Source organism: Azospirillum sp. B4 (assembly GCF_000333275.1).
Lineage (GTDB): Bacteria > Pseudomonadota > Alphaproteobacteria > Azospirillales > Azospirillaceae > Nitrospirillum.
The window spans coordinates 62784-83822 of record NZ_BACU01000416.1; the positions used below are offsets into that span (position 1 = coordinate 62784).

Sequence of the window (21039 nt, forward strand, 5' to 3'; positions counted from 1 at the left end):
ACCAGCGGCCGGCGGACCTGCAAGCCACGCAGCGACACCAGAAGCGCGCCGGTATCGGCCAAACCGTCGATGTCGAACCGGTCCGGCGCCGTGGCCCGAACCCGCGTCCGCGCCAACACCCCCGCGTCATGCCAGGTCACCTGGTCGATCCGGTAGGGGATGCCAGCGGCGCCGGACAGCTGCGGCACCAGGGCGATGGCCGCTTGCATGGCCGCATCCAATGCGGTGGCGGCCTCATGATCCGGGTTGGGTTGCGGGGCGGGCGCCGGCATGATCGCCGCCTCCACGACCGCGTCAGCGACGGTCATGTCGCCCAGGCGCCGGAACGCCGGGCCGTAGTCGATGCCGAGAGCGTCAAACCGTCGATAGGCGTCGGACGCCGTCAGCGTCCGGCCGCCCGCCGGCGCGCCAATCGGGGTGACCGGCATTGAAGCCGCCTGGGACGCGGTCAGCAGGATGACGCCGTTTCCCGCTTCCAAACGCAGGTTCGCGCCGTCGCGCCGGAGGCGGATGGTCAGAGGGGCGTCCGCCGCCTCTGCCGGCCGGTGCAGGATCACGTCGCGCAATGCCGTTGCGCCACCGGCCGCGTCTTGTGCCAGGCCCAGCAGCAGCGCCGCCGGCACCAGTGCCTTGCCGCCAACCCGATGCTGCCCAATCACCGCAGCGGCCGGGTCGAGCGTGACCTCCACCGATCTCGGCGAGGAAGGGCTGGCGCTGATGGTCACTGGCCAGTGGCGGCGGCGCATGAACGGCCGGGGTGGGACGAAGACGCGCCGGCCAGGCAGACCCAGGGATGGCCAGGACACCGTGGCGCCCCTTACCCAGGCGGCGACCAGCGCTTCGAGGCTGCCGTTAAGCGTTACGGTTCCCGCCGGTCCGTCTTCGTCCGCGGGGACATGAAAATGGACACCGCCGGTTCCGTCCGACCGCCATTGGCGCAGCCGCTCCCGCGCCTCGGCAAGGCTGTGGGCGACGAGGCCCAGCCGGACGGGCATGGCCTCCCGCCCCACCTGCAGCGTTCGCGCGATATCCGCCGCCGACGCCTGGGTCTGGCTGAAATAAGCGTTCAGGCGGTCGACATAGGCCCGTAGCTGGTCCTGGGTTCTCGCGGAGATGACAAAGGCGAACGGGCCGTCGGACTGCGTTGGGGCGGCGGCCGGCGGCGGCGCCTCGACGATCAGGTGCGCGTTGGCGCCGCCGGCCCCAAAGGAACTGATGCCGGCGATAAGGGCGCTGCCGGGACGTCGCGGCCGCCAGGCCTCCGCCGCGGTCACCAGCCGAAGCCGTGCCGCCGTGAGGTCGATGGCCGGATTGACTTCGCCGTGCAGCACGGTCGGGGCCAGCATGCCGTGGCGGAACTGCAGCAGTAGCTTGGCGAGGCCCGCCATACCGGCCGCCGCCTCCAGATGCCCGATGGAGGACTTCACCGTGCCGATCGGGCAGCTTTCCGCCGTATCCGCCCCGGCCAGGACGGTGCGCAGGCCTTCGATCTCGATGGGGTCGCCCAGGGCCGTGCCGGTACCGTGCGCCTCGATATAGTCCAGGTCGCCGGCGGACAGGCCCGCCGAGGCCAGCGACGTGCGGATGGCGCTGGCCTGGGCCGCTGGGCTGGGAACGGTGTAGCCGTTGGTGCGGCCGCCATGATTGATGGCGGAGCCGCGGATGACGCCGTGGACGCGGTCGCCGTGCGCCAGTGCGGCGGCCAATGGCTTGAGAATGGCGATGGCCACGCCCTCACCCGGGACGTAGCCGTCGCCACCGGTGCCGAAGCTGCGGCAGCGGCCGTCGGTGGAGGCAAAGCGGCCCTGGCTCAGGCCGACATATTTCAGCGGATGCAGGCTGAGATTGACGCCGCCCGCCAACGCCACCTCCGCCTCGCCCGACCAGAGGCTCCGACAGGCGAAATGCAGGGCGGTCAGCGATGACGAACAGGCGCTGTCAACCGCCAGGCTGGGACCGTGCAGATCAAGTGCGTAGGACAGGCGGTTGGGAATGGACCAGTAGGGCGAACTGGCGCTCACCGGGTTGCCGAGGGCGTGCTGCTCCGCCCCCAGAATCTGATAGTCGCCATACATGACGCCGACATAGACGGCGCCCAGCCGATCCGGTGACTGCGCCAGGGTCGCCCGGGTCAGCCCGGCATCCTCCATCGCCTCCCAGGCGGTTTCCAGAACCAGCCGTTCCTGCGGGTCCATGCGTTCGGCTTCAGCCGGGGCGATGCCAAAGAACAGGGGATCGAAGCCGTCGACCTGGGACAGGAATCCGCCCCGCCGGGCATAGGCCTTGCCGGGGCGGCCAGGCACGGGGTCGAACACCAGCGCATGGTCCCAGCGGTCGGCCGGTACATCGGTCACGCAGTCGCGGCCGGCCATCAGATTGGCCCAGTAGGCGTCAAGGTCGTCCGCGCCCGGGAAGCGGCCGGCGAAGCCGATGATCGCGATCGGCTCCGCCACATCCGGACGCCGCCTTTCCGTCGCGGCGACCGGCGCGCCGGCCGGCATCGCCGGGGGGGCGGCTGGCAGGGTGGCCGCCTTCGCGGGCAGCCGGGCCGCAAGCTCGCCCAGGGTGCGGCATTCATAAAACAGTGTCTTGGAAATGGGGCCGAACGTCTGTTCCAGCCGATCGTTCAACTGGGTGATGTGCATGGAATCAAGGGCCAGATCCTCGATATCGCGACCAGCGTGCAGGCGCGCCGGTGGCGTGCCCGCGACCTCCGTCACCAGGGCGCATAGGATCGGCAGGCCGTCCTCGGCGGCAGCGGCGGCGGCGGGTATAGTCCCCGCGGTTGGTGCCTCCGGGTTCTGGTCGCCGCCATCCATGAACAGGCGGGCGATCCGGGCCGGGTCGCCCGCCGCGACGGCGAAACGCGGCCGCTCGGCGGCCAGGGCCCGGTCGAGGATCGCCAAGCCCTCGGCGGTTTCCAGCCAGCGCGTGCCGGTCGTGGCCCGCAGGCGCGCATCGTCGCCCTCGCGGGCCCGCAACCCGCCCTCCCGCCAGAACGGCCAGTCGATGGTGACCAGCGGCAAGCCGTCGCGCTCCGCCAGCGCGGCCATGAAGCCGTTGGCGGCGCCATAATCGCCCTGCCCGGGATTGCCGAACACGGCGGCGAGCGAGCCGTAGCAGACGAAGGCCCGCACCGGCTGTCCAGCCAAGGCCCGCAGCAGCGCCGTGGTGCCTGTCACCTTGGGCGCCAGCACGGCCGCGACATCGTCGGGCGCCCGGCCGCGCAGCAAGCCGTCGCGCGTGACTCCGGCCGCGTGGATCACGGCGTCGACCCGGCCAAAGGCGGTGGTCGCGGCTTCGACCGCGTGGCGGGCACCCTCCGGTGTCGCGATGTCCGCGACGACCTCCACCGCCTCTCCGCCCAGCCGGGCGATGTCCTGTGCCAGTGTGGCGCTTGCTTCGGACGCCGGCGGCGCCCGCCGCGACACCAGCACGAGGCGGGCCTGGCGCGTCTGCGCGAGATGCCGGGCGGCGACGCGCCCCAATCCACTCCGCGCGCCGGTGACGATGATCACCGGCCGTTTCCCCAGGGACCTCAGGGGGTGGGCTGGCGGTTCGGTGACCGGGCGCCAGGCGTGGGCCAGGCGCTGGCCCCGCTGGACCATGATATGGCGTGTGCCCGGCCGCGCGAATTCACCCACAAGGGCCGGCGTCGGCGGGGTGGCGGGGTCAAGCCCCAGCAGCGAAAGCGACACCCCCGGGGCTTCCTGCTCCAGGGTATGGGCCAGGCTTTCCAGCGCGGCTTCGGCCGGCACGATCCGGCCGTCATGCGGATAAACGCGGATCAGCCTGAGCGGCCGGCCGGGCAGGGCCAGCTGCCAACCGGCAATGAGGGCGATCACCGACTGCACAGCGGCCGTCGCGGCGGCGGCGTCATCGATGGCAGCCGGCGGGGCCGGGAGCGGTCGCAGGTCGGCGAGCTGGCTGGGAACCATTCCGGTGGCGGCCAAGGCCGCGAACCGCGCCTGCCAGCCGGCGGCGTCGGCCGCCGGCTTCAGGATCTGCCGCGCCGCGTCGACGATTTCCGCGCCGCCACCTGGGATGCCACCTTCCGGCAGCACCACGGCATAGTCGTTCGAGCCATTGAGGGCGGGCGGGGCGGATGCCACATCGCCCTCCACCCGCCAATAAGGCTCATAGGTGATGACCGCGTCCCGGGTATCCCACTGCCGGTCCTGGAGTGCGGCCTCCAGCCCCGACAGTTCCGCCAGCACGCGGCCCATAGGATCGAGCAGGCTGATGTCCAGGCACACACGCCCCGGTGCCGATGGGCGGCGTTCCACCAAGGCCTGCCTCGCCTGGGCCAGGGAACCATGCAATCTGACCCGGGAAATCCCTTGGGGCACGACGCTCATGGCCCCCGCGATTCCCGCGTCCCGGGCCATTCCCACCGCGGACTGGATGGCCCCGTCGATCAGGCCGGGCGGCCAGTCGAAACCGGCGGTGTCGGCACACATCAGATCCGCCAGGACGCGGCCGCCCTGAACCCTTACGCCGGTGAGGCTCCGAAAAGCCGGTCCATAGTCGAAGCCGACGGCGGCCAGGGCGGTATAGGCCGCCCCGGCATCCATGCCGATCCCATCGTCGAAGCCGAGCGCGGCGACATCGATCCGGCGTTCGGACGGAGGCACGGCGGCCAGCAACCGCGCGCTGGCGTGGGGGCGGTCGCCTGCGCCGTTGAGGCGCAGCACCTGTCCGCCCTCCGGTGCGGGTTCCAGGGTCAGCCAGGCGGGGGCGCCGACGGTGAGCGGCGTCTGGAACGTCACGTCGCCCAGTTCGAACCTGGCGGTCCCGGCGTGCCGGCCGGCCGCCCACATCGCCTCGACGATCGCCGCCGCCGGCCATATGGAACGTCCGCGATGGCGGTGGTCGGCCAGGGCGGGCCAGGTCGTGGCGCCCGTCAGGGGAAAACGGGATCCGTTCAGTCCCTTCTCCCCGGCGCCGATCAACCGATGAGGGGACGGCGTCCCAAGAGGGGATGGCGTTGTTGACGTTTCCCCCGTTGCCGGGGCGGTGAAGCGCAGCCGGTCGAACGGATAGCCCGGCATCGGCACGCGCACCCGGTCGGCCGGATCGAACAACGCGGCGAGGTCGACCGGCTGGCCGGTGAGATACGCCGCGGCCGCCGCCGCCGGCGTCGTCGGCACGATCCGCGGCGCGGTGGCCTCCGGACGACTGGTCACGATGGCGCGCCGCGCTTCAGCGCAGTCCCGCCCGTGGGCCAGGCCCGAGGCCCGTTCACTCAGGTGCCGCGAACTGTCCGCCCGGATGGCGGCCCTATGCTCGAAATGGGTGCGGCCGACCGTTGCCGTCCACGCCAGCCAGGCGAGCGGCACGGTGGTCTCGGCGGCGAAGCGGGCGAGTTCGACCAGGCGCCGGTCCAGCGCCTCGGCCGTCTTGGCGGAGACCGTGATCAGGCGCTCCCCGGGTCGTGGCGTGGCGCGGCGGGCATGGGTCGGCGCCTCCAGCACGACATGGGCGTTGGTGCCGCTGAAGCCGAAGGAACTGATCGCGGCGCGGCGTGGCAGGCCGTCGCGGCCCTCCCACGGCTCGGACGCGGTGGCGACGCGGAAGGGGCTCGCGGTGAAGTCGATCTCGGGATTGGCGGCAACATAATGCAGGCTGGGCGGGACGACGCCCCGCTCCACCGCCAGTGCCGCCTTGATGAAGCCGGCGATGCCGGCCGCGGCCAGGGTGTGGCCGATGTTGCTCTTGACCGATCCGATAAGGCAGGCCCCGGTTGGCGCCGCGTCGGCCCGGAATGCGCGGCCGATCGCGTTCACTTCGATTGGGTCGCCCAGCCTGGTCCCCGTGCCGTGCGCCTCGACCAGGCCGATGCTGCTGGCGCTGATGCCGGCCCGGTCATAGACCTCACGCTCTAGGGCAGTCTGGGCCGGCCCGTTGGGCGCCGTGATGCCGCTGGTCGTGCCGTCCTGGTTGACGCCACTCGCCTTGATGACCGCGTAGATATGGTCGCCATCGGTCCGGGCCTGGGCCAGCCGCTTCAGGACCACGACGCCGACGCCTTCACCCGGCACGAACCCGTCGGCGCCGGCATCGAAGGTGCGGCACAGCCCCGTGGGGCTGGCCATGCCGCTGTCGGTCAGGAAGACATGCAGCCGGGGACTGGTCATGAGGACGGAGACGCCGCCGGCCAGGGCCATGCTGTTGTCACCGCCGATCAGCGAGCGCGCCGCCAGGTGGACCGCGACCAGCGATGAGGAGCAGGCCGTGTCGATGGGCAGGCACGACCCCTTGAGGTCCAGGGCATAGGCTAGGCGTGCCGACAGGATGGCGTTGGAATCCCCCAGTGAGGCGCGCGTATCCGCCCGGTTGCCCCCCCAGCCGTCCGGTGCCACGCCGACGAACACGCCGCATTTTGTGCCGGCGAGTTCGCCGCGGCCATAGCCGGCATCCTCCAGCGCGTGCCACGCCGTTTCCAGGAACAAGCGTTGCTGCGGGCTCATCGCCCGCGCTTCGCCGTGGGTGATCCGGAACGGCTCGGGGTCGAATAGATCGTGGCCGTCCAGGAAGCCGCCCCAGCGGCTGACGGTATGGCCATCCCCCCGCGTCGGGGAAAAGTGCGGCCGCCAGTCCCATCGCTCGGCCGGCACTTCTGTTATCGAACAAACGCCGTCAACCAGGTTTTGCCAGAATTCTTCACGATTTGCCGCGCCGGGAAAGCGGCAGGCGATGCCGATGACCGCCACATCCTCGGGGCTATCCGATAATTTTGGTTCCGGGGCCGCGGCGGGGCGGGACGGCTCCTGGACGGGCGGAAGCGGGACGGGCACCGCCATCGCGAGATGACGCTCCAGCCCGGCCAGGGTGGCGCAGTCGTAGATTTCGGACGGCGCCAGGGCGACGCCCAAAGCGTCGGCAAGGGCCGTGGCGAGCTGGCCGGCGACGATCGAATCCACCCCCAATTCGGCCAGCGGACGATCCGCCTCGATATCGGCAAGGTCGAGGCCAAGCACGCGCGCCACGATGGCGGCGACGCTGGAACCCGCCGGAATCGCAGGGGGCACGGACGGGCCCTGTGCCGGCACCGGGGCATGTGCGGATCGTTCCTGCCCACACCATTCGCTGATAAGAAGGGTCTGGAAACTGTCGACCGATCCCTGCCAGCCGAAGCAGGCGGGGGGCGTGAAGCCGGCGGCATCGAGCGCCGCCGCCCAGCGCGTCTGGTCCAGCAACGGCGCGCCCGGCAGACGCGCGTCGGCGTCCTCGAACCGCCACCAGCCGTCCAGCAGGCCAAAGGTCAACGTGCCGAACAGGCTGGCGCGTGTCACCTCGTTCAAGACCAGTGCGCCGCCCGGTGCCAGCAATTGGCCAGTATGGCGCAGCGTTTCGTCGATGCGCCGGGTGGCATGCAGCACGTTGGTGGCGACGACGACATGGTAGGCGCCGGCCTCGAACCCTTGCGCGACCGGCGGCCGCTCGATGTCGAGCACGCGGAAGTCGGCGAAGGTATGCTCCGCCCCGAAGCGCGCGCGCCCATGGGTGACGAAGCCGGGCGACACGTCGGTATAGTCGTACCGCAGGTGGTGGGCGAAGGGGGCGAGGGCCTTCAACACCGTGCTACTGGTTCCGCCGGTTCCGGCGCCCAGTTCCAGGATGCGGACCTGGTCCACGCCGTCCGCGACCAGCGCTTCGGCCATGCGCGCGGTCGCCTCGGCTGACAGGCGGTTGAAATGGTCGGTCCAGGCGGTGCCATGATAGATCGGCGCCACCAGGTCGACGCTGCCGCGCGGGAAAATGACATCGGTGCCCGCCTTTTCGCCGGACAGCACGTCGCCCAGCGCGGTGACGCAGTGGTCCAGCAGTTCGGCGTGGGACTTGAGGGCCGGCGCCCGCTCCAGCAGCGCCGCGCGCCGCCGCCGGGCCTCGGCCGCCGGATCGACAATCCGTAATGCGGGGTCCAGGGCGGCGACAGCGCCGTTCAGCGTATCCGCCAGCAGGCGGTGGCGCGGTAGTCGGGCCTGGATCGCACCGCGCGCCGATGCGGCGAATCCCGCCAGCAGCGCCTGCGCATAGTGATCCAGAAGATGAAAGGGGTCGCTCATGGCGCCTCCGTTCCGGTCAGCCGCAGGGTTTCGAGATCACGATAATCCGCCCGACCATGCTCGGCCGTGTCTGGGGCGGCTGCGTCTGGGGCGGGCGTACCTGGGGGGACTTGGCTTCCGGAACCTTGGCAGGCACCGGGGCGGCGGCCGCGGTGACCGGCTGCTGTGGCCAGCAGCGGCGGCGGTCGAAGCGGTAGGTTGGCAGGTGGATGCGCCGCCCGGCGCTCTGCGGCGTGGCTCCATCCTGCGCCGTCAACGCCGCTTGACGCGCCGCCGGGTCGGCGAGCCATTGCCGAAGCTGGTCCGTGCTCCGCGCCAGGAACAGCGCACGGCAGCGCATGGGCCGGCGCCCGGTGGCGAGGGTCGTCGCGATGTCCGCCAGCGATGCGGTTCGGCCGTCACCGTCGAGCCACGCGGCCAGCGCATCCATGGATGCGGCCAGGGCCCCCTGGCTTGCCGCTGACAGCAGGATGGCGTGAGGCTGCCCCGGGTGGACGTCTGCCGTGTGGCGGACCTGCTCCACGGCCGGCGCCTCCTCGATGACCAGGTGGGCGTTGGTGCCGCCGAAGCCGAACGCGCTGATCGCGGCCCGCCGCGGGCGGGTACCGGCCGGCCACGGCGCCAGGGCGGTGACCGGGCGGAACGCGCCCCCCTTGAAATCGAGCAGGGGATTGGGCGCCTGAAGATGGAGCGTCGGTGCCAGCGTGCGCCGTTCCAGGGACAGCATGACCTTGGCGAGGCCGGCCGCGCCTGCGGCGGCCAGGGTATGGCCGATGTTGCTCTTGACCGATCCGATCCGCCAATCGCCGGCGGGGGGCGTCGCATCGGCGTAGGCGGCCGCCAAGGCCTCCATCTCGATCGGGTCACCCAGCCGGGTTCCGGTGCCGTGCAGTTCCACCATGTCGATTTGGCCGGGATCGATGCCAAAGCGGGCATAGGTTTCCCGGATGAGGCGGGTCTGGGCGGCGCCGTTCGGCGCGGTGATGCCATTGCTGGCGCCATCCTGGTTGACGCCGGACGCGACGATCACGGCGCGGATCGGATCGCCGTCGGCCAGCGCGTCCGCCAACCGCTTCAGCACGAACGCCCCGGCACCTTCGCCCGGCACGAAGCCGTCGGCGCCGGCATCCAGGGCGCGGCATCGTCCGATGGGCGACAGCATGCCGGCGCTGGCACCGGCCAGATAGAAGCCCGGGGTGGTCATGACGGCGACGCCGCCGGCCAACGCCATGTCGCAGGCCCGGCTGCGCAGGCTTTCACAGGCCTGGTGGATCGCGACCAGGGCGGAAGAACAGGCGGTGTCGATCGACAGGGTCGGCCCGGCAAGGTCGAAGTGGAATGCCACCCGGGCCGCCGTCATTCCGGCGGCGTTGCCCATGAAGCCGTGGGCGTCGACCGGCAGGCCGCCGGCCTTCAGCACCTCGGCATAATCCCCGGTGACGGTGCCGACGAAGACGCCGGTGCGGGAACCGGCGAGATCCCGGCCGGCGCGGGCCGCATTCTCCAGTGCGCGCCAGGCTTCCTCCAGGAACAGCCGCTGCTGCGGGTCCATGGCGGTCGCTTCGGTGGGGGACAGATTGAAGAACAGCGGATCGAACTGGTCGATGTCGTCGAGGAAGCCACCGGCCGGGCAATTGGTTCGACCATGGGTCCCGGGGCGCGCGTCCAGCAGCGCGGCATGGTCCCAGCGGCTTGGCGGCACCGGTCCGATGCTGTCCCGTCCAGCGGCGAGATTGGTCCAGAAGGCGTCGAGATCGGTGGCGCCCGGGAACCGGCCCGAGGCGCCGATGATGGCGATCGGCTCCGGCACGTCGGAGGAAGCGGGGGCCCCAGCGGGAGTCCCAGCGGGAACAACGGTGGGAGCAGGCTCCGGCACGGGCGCCGGCGTACCAAGCTCGACCATATGTTCCGCCGCGATATGGCGGGCGAGGGCCTCCGCGGTGGGCTGGGAGAACAGGATCGTCGGTTTCAGCTGGATGCCGAGCCGACGATTGAGTGCCGCGATGATGTCGACGCTAAGGATGGAATCCGCGCCATAATCACTGAAGGCGCGGTCCGGCCGAATTCCGGACGCCGGCAGTTCCAGCGCCTCGCCAACCGCGGCGATGACAGCCGCCAGGACGGCGCTGGTGTCCGCCGCGGGCTGCGCTGTGGGGTCCGCCGTGGCGGTCCTGGCGGCCTCGCGACGGCGGACCAGGGGGTTGCGGCTTGGAGCCGCCGCAGCCGCTGGCATCGCCGGCGCGGCGCCGGCCGGACGTCGCGCCACGATGACACCGTGCACCTTGCCGCCGTCAATCCGGATGTCCTCGAACCCGGCGGCGGCCAGGGCCGTCCGCCAGCCCGCCTCATCCAGCAGCGGGGAATGCGGCAAGCGCCGGTCGACGGCTGTCCACCAGCCGTCGAGCAAGCCGAAAGTGGCGGTGACATAGTCATGCGGCCGCATCATTTCATAGAGCACGATGCGGCCGCCCGGCTTCAGCAGGCCGCGTGCCGTCGCCAGGCTGTCAGCGATCGACGGCGTGGCATGAATCGCGTTCGCCGCCGTTACGACATCGAAACAAGCGGCGTCGAAACCCTGTGAAACCCCATCACGGCCAATATCCAGCAGGCCCGTGGCGAACCAGGCGCGCCCGGAGGCGAAGCGGTGTTCCGCCTCCCTGCTGAAGCGCATCGACAGATCCGTGAAGCGATATTCGGAAACCCCGCCCAACTGGTCGAGCAGCGGCAGCGCGACGGAGGTCAGGCCGCCCGTGCCGCCGCCGAATTCCAGGACGCGCGTGGCGGGACCGGCCGTGGATGCGATCGCTTGCGCCGCCCGGGCGGTGAAATAATCGACCATGGGGTTGCCGGCGTACATCGGGGCGACCCGGTCCAGGCTACCGCCTGGGAACAGCACGTCCGTCGCCTGCCGACGATCGGTGATGACCTCGCGATAGGCGGCGACCGCCTCGTCCAGCAGTCGCAGATGTGCCTGGTAGGGGCCGGTGGCCAATGCCACGCGATCGGCGGCATCCTGGGCGGCGGCGTCGCTGTCGGTCCGGGCGGCGGCGACCAGGCCGGCCGGCCCCGCCACCAGGACGCCGTCGCGCACCAGCATGTCCACCATCGCATCGACCAGCTTGGCATGGCGCGGCGCCGGGCCCAGCCGCTCCTCGACATCCGACAGGCGGAACCGGCTGCCAGGCGGTCCGATCAACCCGGCCTCGACCCACCAGCGGGCCACGGCGTGGCGGGCGACGCGGTCAAGCCGATCGTAGTCCCGCTCGGCCGTGGCGAGGGTATCGTCCGTTTGGAGGGCCGGGGCCGTGACCGCGGCGGCCAGGGGGGACGCCATCGGGTCGGGGGTGCCAATGACACCCAGGGCGGTCAACGCGGCCGCATCGGCCTTGAGGACCAGCACCTGCACGGCGTCACCCGCCAGCGCCCGGTCGATGGCGTCCAGCCCTTCTTCGACCGTCAATGGCCACACGCCGGCCTTGCCCAGTCGCCGCTGATATTCCGGCGACGCCACCCGGCCGACATCGCCCCAAAGGCCCCAATTGATGATGCGCACCGGTCGGCCCTGGGCCGCCAGCTTGAGGCCCAAGCCATCCTTGGCGAGACAGCCGGCGACATAGTTGGCCTGGCCCGGCATGGCGGCAAAGGAATTGGCCGATGAGAACAGCAAAAGGAAATCCAGCGGATCCCCTGCGGTCGCGGCGGCCAGCGCGGCGCAGCCGGCCGCCTTGATGCGGTAGGCCGCGTCGAACCGGGCCGTGTCCATATGTTCAAGCGCCCGGTCCTGCATCACGATCGCGGAGTGGATCGCGCCGTGGACAGGGCCGAATTGCGCGCGGGCCGTCTCCAGCGCCGCCATCATGGCCGTGGCGTCGGCCCCATCAGCCGCCAGATATAGGGCCTGTCCGCCGCGCCTGGCGATTTCCGCGACGAGGGCGCGCCGCGCCTCATCTTCGGCGGAGCGGCCGATCAGGGTCAGCCGCGCCCCGTAGCGGCTGGCAAGGGCCAGGGCCAGCTCGGCGCCGATGCCGCCGGCCCCGCCCAGGATGACGTAGTGGCCGGCGGGGCGCCACGGCGCCGGCTTCCGGGCTGCGGGCCGCGCCTCCAGCCGGGCGACGAAACGCTGGCCATCGCGATAGGCGATTTCCCGTCCCGCAGGGTCGCCGGAATCTGCCACCGCCCGGGGCAGTTCCTCGATCGCGCCGATATCGACGCAGGCGACCTGCCACCGGCTGCATTCCTTGGCCGCGACCCGCCCCAGGCCCAGCACCGCGGTCGCGAAAGCGGGCGGGTCGTCCTGGGGCAGGATGCGCTGGGCCCGTTCCGTCACCAGCGTGAGACGGAGTGGGTCGAGCAGCGCCTGGCGCTTCAGGGCGCGCAGGAAGGTGAGCAGGTGATGAAGCTCCGGCTGATCAGCGGACTCGCCCTGGGGACCGAGCAGGATGACGACGCTCCCCGCCGCCGTCGCGGCCCCGGCGAGCGTCTCCGCCTCGTCATCCGTTGCCGGCAGCACGGCAAACCGCCCGGGCGTGCCACCGGTCAAGGCCCGCACGGCCGCCAGGTTCGCCAAGGGCGCCGAAGCGCCGATCACCAGCAGGCCGTGGCGGGGCCCCTGCGTCGATGCCATCGGTTCGGCACGCCAGACTGGAACGTAGAAGGCGCTGCCTATGCCCGTATCCTTGGCGGTTTCTGGGACGGCGTCCGGACGGGCTGCCGGCATGGGCCGGCGCCCGTCCGTGGCGATGGGCCGGGCGACCAATCCTGTAAGCCGCACCACCGCCGTGCCATCCGCGCCGACGATCCAGGAATCGAACCGCGCCGTGCTGTCCCCTGTGTCGGACGGGGCGGGGAAGGCGCGAATGGCGCGCGCCTGGTCCGCCGGCCCCAAAAGATCAATGCCGGCGCAGGCATAGGGTACCAGTGTCTGGCGGGCCGTTCCGTCGACCAGGGCCGCCGCCGTTTGCAGCGCGGCGTCGAGCAAGGGGGGCGGGAAGGGCCAGCCGGCAAAGCCGGAGGGCGGCGGCGCCAACTCGGCCGTGGCGCCGGTGGCCGATGCGGAAAGGCCGGCTAGGGCCCGGTAAGGCCCTTCGTAGCCCAGACCGCCCTGGGCCAGCCGGCGATAAATGGCGTCGGCTCCCTCCCTGTCCGCAACGGGCGGAGCCGGCGGCGGGCTGTGCGAGGCGGAGGTGCGGACAAGACGCCCGCGGCAGCAAAGTCCGGCCGGGCCCGTGATGCTGAAATTAAGGCCGTCCGTGGTTTCAGTCAGCGACAGCTCGGCCTCGATCGGGGCATCTTTCGCCATCAGCGGCCGCAGCCAATAAATGTTGCGCGCGGAATGGTGATCCGGATAGCCGGCCGCCTCCGCTGCGGCCATCGCCCACAGCACATAGGCGACGCCGGGCAAGGTCGGCTGGCCTTGAACCCGATGACCGGCGATCAGCGGATCATCCGGCATCACCCGCAAGCGTCGACGCAGGGGGCCGCCGATTTCCTCACCGGGCAGAGTATGGACGGGCGGGTGGTTGGCGGCGGCCGGGGCCGTATCGATCCAGTAGGATTCCCCGGCGAATGGATAGGTCGGCAGGCTCACGCGGCGACGGCCGGGCCCCAGCAACCGGCGCCAGTCGACGGTGCCGCGATTGCACCAAAGGCGTGCCATGGCTTCGGTATCCGTTTCGGCGCTATCCGTTTCGGCGCTTGGTCCGGGCGCCGTTGTGCCGATGGTGGCGCCGGTGATGATCCCGCCACTCCCCCGGCCTTGTGCCAGCAGGCGCAGACGGGCCAGCAGTTCGGTCCGGTCGCTGGCCAGAACCACGGCGCGGCGTTCCAGCGCCACGCGACCGGTACCGAGCGTCCAGGCGATATCGTCCAGCAGGCCAGGCTGGTCCGTTGTCGACTCCACATGTGCCGCCAGGCGGGCGGCCACGGCGGCAAGCTGATCGTCGGTGCGGGCCGACAGCGGAAAGGCCAGCGGCCGCATCGCCGCCGGCGCGCGGGGGCCGCGTGCGGGGGCCTGCTCGACGATGACATGCACGTTGGCGCCACCGGCGCCGAACGAACTGACACCGCCGCGCCGTGGCGCGGGTCGGCCATCGGGACCGGTCTTCACCGGCCAGGGCGCCACCTGCCGGGCGAGTTCCAGGCGGGCGCCCGCGAAGTCGATCCGTCGGCTGGGTGTCTCCACCAGCGTCGGTACGGTTTCAGCCTGCTGGATTTGCAGGATCAACTTGGTCAGGCCGGCAATGCCCGCCGCGGATTCCAGGTGCCCGATGTTGCCCTTGACCGACCCTATCCACACCATACCGGAACCCCGGCCGGCGTCGTCGAGCGCATCGGCAAGGCCATGCGCCTCGATGGGGTCGCCGAGGTCGGTCCCGGTGCCATGGCATTCGAAGCAGGCGAGCGTCGCGGCCGGTACGTCGGCGGCCTTGATCGCGGCGGCGATCACGCGCCGCTGGGCGGCCGCGCTGGGAACGGTATAGCCGGAGGTTCGGCCGCCCGCATCCGTCGCCGAACCCAGCAGGACGGCATGGATATGGTCGCCATCGGCCAGCGCTGCCTTCAGCGGCTTCAGCACCACGGCGCCGACCCCCTCGCCCTGAAGCGTGCCGTCGGCGCCCTCGCCGAACGGGCGGCAGGCGTCGCTCCGCGACAGCATGCCAACGCGGCACAGTTCCACTTGCTGCACCGGGTGCAGCACCAGATTGACGCCGCCGGCGATGGCGACACCGCATTCGCCATTCCGCAGGCTGGCGCAGGCGAGATGCACGGCCGCGAGCGACGCGGAGCAGGCGGTATCCACCGCCAGGCTGGGGCCCTGGAAGTCAAAGTGATAGGAGATGCGGTTGGCGATGGACCAATGGCCACTCTGCAGCACCTGGCCGGTGAGGGCCGCCGCATGGCCCACCAGTCGGTAGGGCTGGTTCATGACGCCGGCGAAGACGCCGACATCACCAATAACCCCGGCTGACGCCACGGCCTTCAGGCCTTCGGGCGTGTATCCGGCATCCTCCACCGCGGCCCACACTGTTTCCAGGAACAGCCGCTGCTGCGGGTCCATCATCCGGGCCTCGCGCGGGGCGATGCCGAAAAAGACCGGATCGAACCGGTCCACGGCGTCGAGGAAGCCGCCATTCAGGACGTAGCTGCGGTCGCGCCGCTCGCGGTCGAACAGGGCCTGGGCGTCCCAGCGCGTCGCCGGCGCTGGCCCGAGTGCGGATTGGCCGGCCCGGAGATTGTGCCAAAAGGCGTTGAGGTCCGCGGCGCCTGGGTAGCGTCCGGCCATGCCGATGACGGCGATGGCGCCCACCGGCGCACCCCTTGGGGCGTCCGCCCCGGCAATCGGCATGACTGGCGCGGCCATCGCTGGTTTGGCGACGTGACGGACCGCTTCCGGGAATTGCGCGACCAGATAGGCAGCCAGCGCCCGCGGCGTCTCATGATCGAACAGGGCGGTGTCGCGCAGGCCGGGAAAGTCGTGCTTCAGGCGGTTCGTGACCGACACGATCAGCAGTGAATCAAGCGCGTGGGTGGCGAGTGGCCGAGCCGGATCGATGTCGGCGGCCGGGCAACCCAATGCCGTGGCGAGTTCGCCGACAAGATAAATTTCGGCGTCGCGCTGCGGATCACCGCTGCCGGCCGGCTGGGCGGTAACAGGAACCGGCACAGGGGTCGGGATGGCCGCCGCTGTCGCATCCCCCCCATCCCAGCAGAGCCCCGTCGGCGCCGGCTGCGTGCCCCGCAGAGGCGCCCAGTGGCGCGTCGGGGCGAATGGGTACGCCGGCAGCGCCACGCGCCGCGCCGCCTTGGGCCGGAAGCCGGACCAGTCGACCGGCCCGGCCGCCTGCCAGCGGATCGCTTCGGGCGGTAAGGGCAAGGAGGGCGCCTCGCCGCGCAGCATGGCGACCAATCCGGCCTGGTCGGCGGCCCGTGCGATCCAGCGCGCCGGCAGCGCCTTACGCCCGGCCATCAGCGTCCAGGCGACATCATCGAGCCGCAGGGCGGGATTGGCTTCGATGGCCGCGGCCAAGCTGAGCCTGGCCGCCCCTAAACGGTCGGCATCCAGTGCCGAAAGCGGGAATAGCCAGGGGCCATCCGCCGCCGCCGCCCGCGGCTGCGGCTCAGGTGCCGCCTCGATCACCACGTGGACGTTCGTGCCGCCGAAGCCGAAGGAACTGACGCCCGCGCGTCGCGGCGCCGTTGCGGGCCATGGCAGGGCTTCCGTCGGCACGCGAAACGGCGTGTTGGCGAAATTAATCTCCGGGTTGGGAGTGGCGAAGCCGTGGCTTGGGGGCACGACGCCATGCTCCACCGCCAGGATCGCCTTAATGAGTCCAGCGATGCCGCTGGCCGCGTTTAAATGCCCGATGGAAGGTTTCACCGAGCCAAGGGCGATGCTGCCGGCGGGCAAACCGCCGAATATCTTGGCCAGCGCTTGCACTTCGATGGGGTCACCGAGACGGGTCCCGGTCGCGTGGGCTTCGATCATGCCGATCCCGGCGGGATCAAGGTCGGCGACGGCCAGGGCCTCGCCGATGACATGCGCCTGACCGGTGACGCTCGGGGCCAGATAGTCGGCCTTGACCGCGCCGTCGTTGTTGGCGGCGGAGCCGATGATGACGGCGCGGATCGGGTCCCCGTCGGCGAGCGCCCGGACCAGCGGCTTCAGGACCACCAGGCCGACGCCGTTGCCCGGCACCGTGCCGTTGGCGGCGGCATCGAAAGCACGACACTGGCCGGTGGGTGAGAGCATGAGGCCGGGAATGTGACGGTACGCCCCTTGCGGCAGCGTAATCGACACGCCGCCGGCAATCGCCATGTCGCATTGCCCGCTGACCAGCGCCTCGACGGCGGTATGCACCGCCAGCAACGCGCTGGAACAGGCGGATTGCACCACCATCGCCGGTCCGGTCAGCCCAAGCTTATGGGCGATGCGCGTGGCGGCGTAATCCTTCTCGCTCGCGGTCAAGGCGAAAACGGCGTCGTCGTCCTGCGCGGCGATGTCGGGAAAATAGGTGGATTGGGTCAGGGAAACGTAGGTGCCAATGGTCATCCCGGCGCCATCCGGGGCATAGCCGGCATTTTCCAGCGCGGCCCAGGCGGTTTCCAGCAGCAGGCGCTGCTGAGGATCCAGCAGGGCCGCGCGACGCGGCGGAAGACCAAACAGCGCATGGTCGAAGCGGTCAATGTCGTCCAGGGTGCCGAAGGCGCGGATCACCTGCGGATTGTGGCGGTCATGGGCGCCGACGCCGCCAGCTGCCAGTCCGTCATCGTCAAGCCGTGTGATGGCGCATCGCCCGGAAACCAGATTTCGCCAGTAGGCACCTTCACCCGGGGCGCCGGGAAGGCGACAGCTCAGTCCGATTACGGCGACGGCGTTGTCCGCACCGCCCATATCGTCACCGTGCATTGGCAATATGCCCCCTGAAATGCCGCCACGATATGCCCGGCTGTGGCCTAAAAACGTCTTCATCGAGTGTTATGCCGTTCGGACAGCCTGTATTTGTCCCACCGAATCAGCATAAACTTGATAGCGAATAATCTATAAACGGCGCAACCCATTTTACAACCTGGCGTGATAATATACCCCTTCCAGTGCTCGGGTGCCGGTCAGAGGGCGTCCAGGTGGGGAGCTTGGGTGAAAATTGCCGGGAAGATGCTGGACCGCCTCATCCTGGTGGGTTCTGGCTGGCCAGGCCTCTGTCTAAGAGGCGCAGCAGGACTAGCGAAACCGTCGTACGGCTTCATTGATGCACGCGCATCAGCGGCTATTTAAAAGAACGAACAAATGTGGAATTCGCAACCTATGCGATTGACAAGTCTACTTAATTTGGCCAGCATAACTTGATGTTAATCTTCAGGGGCGCCGGGCTATGAAGTTTCGCGGCAACGTAGAAGGCCTCACGATGCTCAACCGTGATGCCAAGGGTAGGGTCATCCGCATCGACAATGGCGATGATGACGATGACCGGGACGACGATGAGTATGACGATGGCGACCTGGGCACCGGCGTGAAGTTCGTCGTGCTTGATCAGGCCGGGCGTATCCGCCACGGAAAAATCAAGGAACGCCTCGGCCCGAAAAAGAAGCAGTCGAAGTTGAGCCGCGCGCTCGACAAGCGGATCCATAAGATGGCGCGCAAGAGCCTGCGCTCGGTCTCGCGCTACATGGTTCTGCACGACCGTTCCAACACGCTCAAGGGGGACGGTTGGCTGAAGGATTTCGGCAAGAATCTGCGTCGGGCCGTTCGCGATCCTGACGACGACTAACCGTTTGAGCGCGGGCCCCCTTGGGAGGTCGGCGCCAAAGCCCAGGCTCACGCCGTAAGAAATTCAGATATGGAGAAGGTTCGGATCATGACCGCAGAAGCCGCCGACAAGACCAAGGGCGCCCCGAGCAACCCCGCTGGTATCGTGTGTGTGCTGGATCTGGGTGAACACGCCAAGAAGCGCATCAAGCGCCTTCGCCGTGGCGAGGGCACGCTCATGTACAAGGTTGAGGAAGCCGTCAGCGATCTGCAGAGCCAAGGCGTGCTGAGCGACCAGGTGCAGACCGTTGTGGTGGTGGTGCGCCAGGAAAGCACCGGTCTCTCCCTGTTCGGTGACTGATCGCCGCTGATCTGAAAGCGCGACCGGTTTTCCAGGAAAGCGCACCCTCGGGCGCCCCGTTGCCGGTTGCGGTTTCCTCTGTTCAGGCACGCCGTTAGGGCATGCCTTTGTCAAGACGCGGGCAGATCGAGTTGCCGTGGATGGCCGCCCGGTGTCCGCCGTCTTGGCGTGGGACATCTTCATTGAAGCTCTAGGCTTCGGCCGTCGTCGGCACCGGTGGCCACCAGCTACGCCGCCTCTAGCGATAATCCATTTATGGGATCACAATCGCCACTGGATTGTAGGCGTATGCGGGGATGTCTGAACTGAACATGCCGATGAAAAGACATCAATCGGTGCGTGTGACGATGCTGTCAGCGCGCGCCGGGACGTTGCCTCCGTCGCTCGAGCCAAATGAATCCGGGGCGTCCTCCGGGGCGTCCATCCAGGCTTACCACGAGGGCGCCCCGCGCCCCCGTAAGGCGCGCTACCGTCTTGTGCTTCTGGATCAACGCCGCGGCCCGATAGCCCGGCCGGGAGGTCCGGCCGCGCGCAAGCGCTTTTCCGAGCGCCTGGAAGATTTGACGCCGACGCCACTGGTCAGCGCCAAGCGGCGGCGTTCGATTGAGCTTCGCCCAGTCCCCCGCCGCCCGTGGTGGCGGGGCGCTTGGTGCCTGTTACTGATCATCGGGTTTTTCCTGCGCCGGGCGCTGTTGAAATGGTCCGGGCGTTCAACGGACGAGAGTCGTGCCCGGGATGCGCGCCATCTGTTCGAACGCCTGGGCGGCATGTGGATCAAGCTGGGCCAGCTCCTGTCGCTGCGCACCGATGTGTTGTCCGAAGCCATGTGCAGGGAACTGGCGGCGCTGCAGTTCGAAATATGTGGTTTTCCCAGCGAGGTGGCGATGGAGGTCCTGGCGACGGACCTTCATCAACCGATCAGCCGCGTGTTTTCCCATGTAGAGGCCCAGCCGTTCGCCGCCGCATCGGTCTGTCAGGTGCATCGCGCGGTGCTGCGTGAGGAGAACCGGTCGGTGGTCGTCAAGATCATGCGACCCGACGTGCGCGGTTCCTTTGAAGGCGACCTCCGGCTGTTGCGGATGCTGGCATTCGCGGTCAACGCGCTGGGGCTGGGGGGGCTGCTCAATCTCAAGGAAGGCATCGTCGAGTTGAGCGCGCTGCTTCGGGAGGAGGCGGACTATACGCAGGAACTGGCCAACCTGCGCCAGATGCGGAAAAAGTTGAAGTCCCACGGCGTCATCGTGCCCCGGTGTTTCCCCCGCTACTGCAGTTCGCGCGTGCTGGTGATGGAGGAAGTTCCTGGCGTACTGATGTCGGAGTATATCCGCCGCCGGCGCGAAGCGCCCAATGCCGTCCGGGCCTGGGAACGACGAAACGGCATTGAGCCGGAACGGGTGGCGCGCCGCTTGCTCACCACTGCTCTGCGGCAGATTCTCGAGGACAATCACTTCCACGGCGACCTTCATCCCGGCAATATCATCCTGTTGTCCGACAACCGGATCGCCTTGATCGATTTCGGCTCGGTCGGCCGGTTGACGACGCGCCTCTGGCAGACCTATGGCCAGATGACCGCAGCGGTCGCGACCGGCGATTATGAGCGGGCGGCCGACTACATGCTGTTGCTGGGCGACAGGGTCCCCGCCTTCGGTGTCGCTGAACTCGGCAAGGGGCTGGCCGCCATTTTCCGCGAATGGGAAGCCCGCAACCAGAACGACGCTTTGCCCTATGCGCAACGGTCGATGTCTTCGACCTCGGTTGAAACGGCGCAATTGATGGCGAAGTACAGGGTCCCGACCTCCTGGGGCTTGTTGCGGGTCGGCCGCGCCTTGGGCACGCTCGACGCCTCGCTGCAGGTGCTGCTGCCCGATGGCAACTTCATGCGCCTCTACAAAAGCTACTTCCGCGATCGCCAGAAGCGGCAAAGCAGCTTCAAAGGCCGCATGGCGACGCTGGCGGGCACGGTCCAGGAGGTTGTCAAGATCAGCGGTGATCTCAATACCTTCCTGTCCCCCAAGATCCGGCAGCTGGCGCTGTTGGAGCGGGGCATGGCGGACATGCCCACCACCGTGAAGATCGTAGCCCTGCGCACGATCAAGAGGGGCTTCCTCGGTTTGGCCGCGCTGACCGGTCTTGCCCTGCTGGCCGAAAAAGAGACCGATTTCATCGTGGCGCATGGTCCGGCCTGGGTGCCGGCGCTGGCGACCCGTATCCTGAACCCGATCCGGAACGCCGTGCCCGACCTGCCCGCGGTTGACTTCCTGGTGGTCGCCTGCGGCTGGCTCTATCTGGTCCATGTATTGGGGGCGATCCAGCGGTCGATCGCCACGAGACGGTGATGCCGGACCGTTCCGGCCACCCTTGGCTTT

The 21039-nt window shown here is 69.5% G+C and carries 5 protein-coding genes (1 of these 5 cut by a window edge); 3 read left to right on the forward strand and 2 right to left on the reverse strand.

The genetic code is table 11. The features are described 5' to 3' along the window. Both I55_RS36115 and I55_RS35455 read right to left on the reverse strand, forming a co-directional pair. Positions 1–8069: the 5' portion of an SDR family NAD(P)-dependent oxidoreductase gene (locus tag I55_RS36115; RefSeq protein ID WP_044562066.1), read on the reverse strand. 6241 nt of this gene lie to the left of the window's left edge; only the first 8069 of its 14310 coding nucleotides appear in the window; it begins with the start codon at positions 8067–8069; its stop codon lies off the left edge, out of view. Between the two features lie 16 nt (positions 8070–8085). Further along, positions 8086–17538, reverse strand: a complete 9453-nt coding sequence (locus tag I55_RS35455; RefSeq protein ID WP_085940052.1) for an SDR family NAD(P)-dependent oxidoreductase — start codon at positions 17536–17538, stop codon at positions 8086–8088. Positions 17539–17938: 400 nt separating this feature from the next. On the opposite strand from I55_RS35455, the gene I55_RS18575 reads away from it, so the two are divergent. From I55_RS18575 to I55_RS18585, 3 genes are all read left to right on the forward strand, one after another. Further along, positions 17939–18334, forward strand: coding sequence for a hypothetical protein (locus tag I55_RS18575; RefSeq protein ID WP_148293828.1), 396 nt, complete (start codon positions 17939–17941; stop codon positions 18332–18334). Positions 18335–18421: 87 nt separating this feature from the next. Then, complete coding sequence (locus I55_RS18580) at positions 18422–18673, forward strand: hypothetical protein (RefSeq protein ID WP_148293829.1); 252 nt, start codon at positions 18422–18424, stop codon at positions 18671–18673. Positions 18674–18969: 296 nt separating this feature from the next. Beyond that, positions 18970–21009 carry an AarF/ABC1/UbiB kinase family protein gene (locus I55_RS18585; protein ID WP_083901227.1) on the forward strand — a complete coding sequence of 680 codons (2040 nt, stop codon included), beginning with the start codon at positions 18970–18972 and terminating at the stop codon, positions 21007–21009. Positions 21010–21039 lie beyond the last annotated feature (30 nt).

Excerpts from the sequence above, each read along its gene's own strand:
- I55_RS35455 (WP_085940052.1), bottom strand. The coding sequence starts at position 17,538 with ATGAAGACGTTTTTAGGCCACAGCCGGGCATATCGTGGCGGCATTTCA.
- I55_RS18575 (WP_148293828.1), top strand. The coding sequence starts at position 17,939 with ATGAAGTTTCGCGGCAACGTAGAAGGCCTCACGATGCTCAACCGTGAT.
- I55_RS18580 (WP_148293829.1), top strand. The coding sequence starts at position 18,422 with ATGACCGCAGAAGCCGCCGACAAGACCAAGGGCGCCCCGAGCAACCCC.
- I55_RS18585 (WP_083901227.1), top strand. The coding sequence starts at position 18,970 with ATGTCTGAACTGAACATGCCGATGAAAAGACATCAATCGGTGCGTGTG.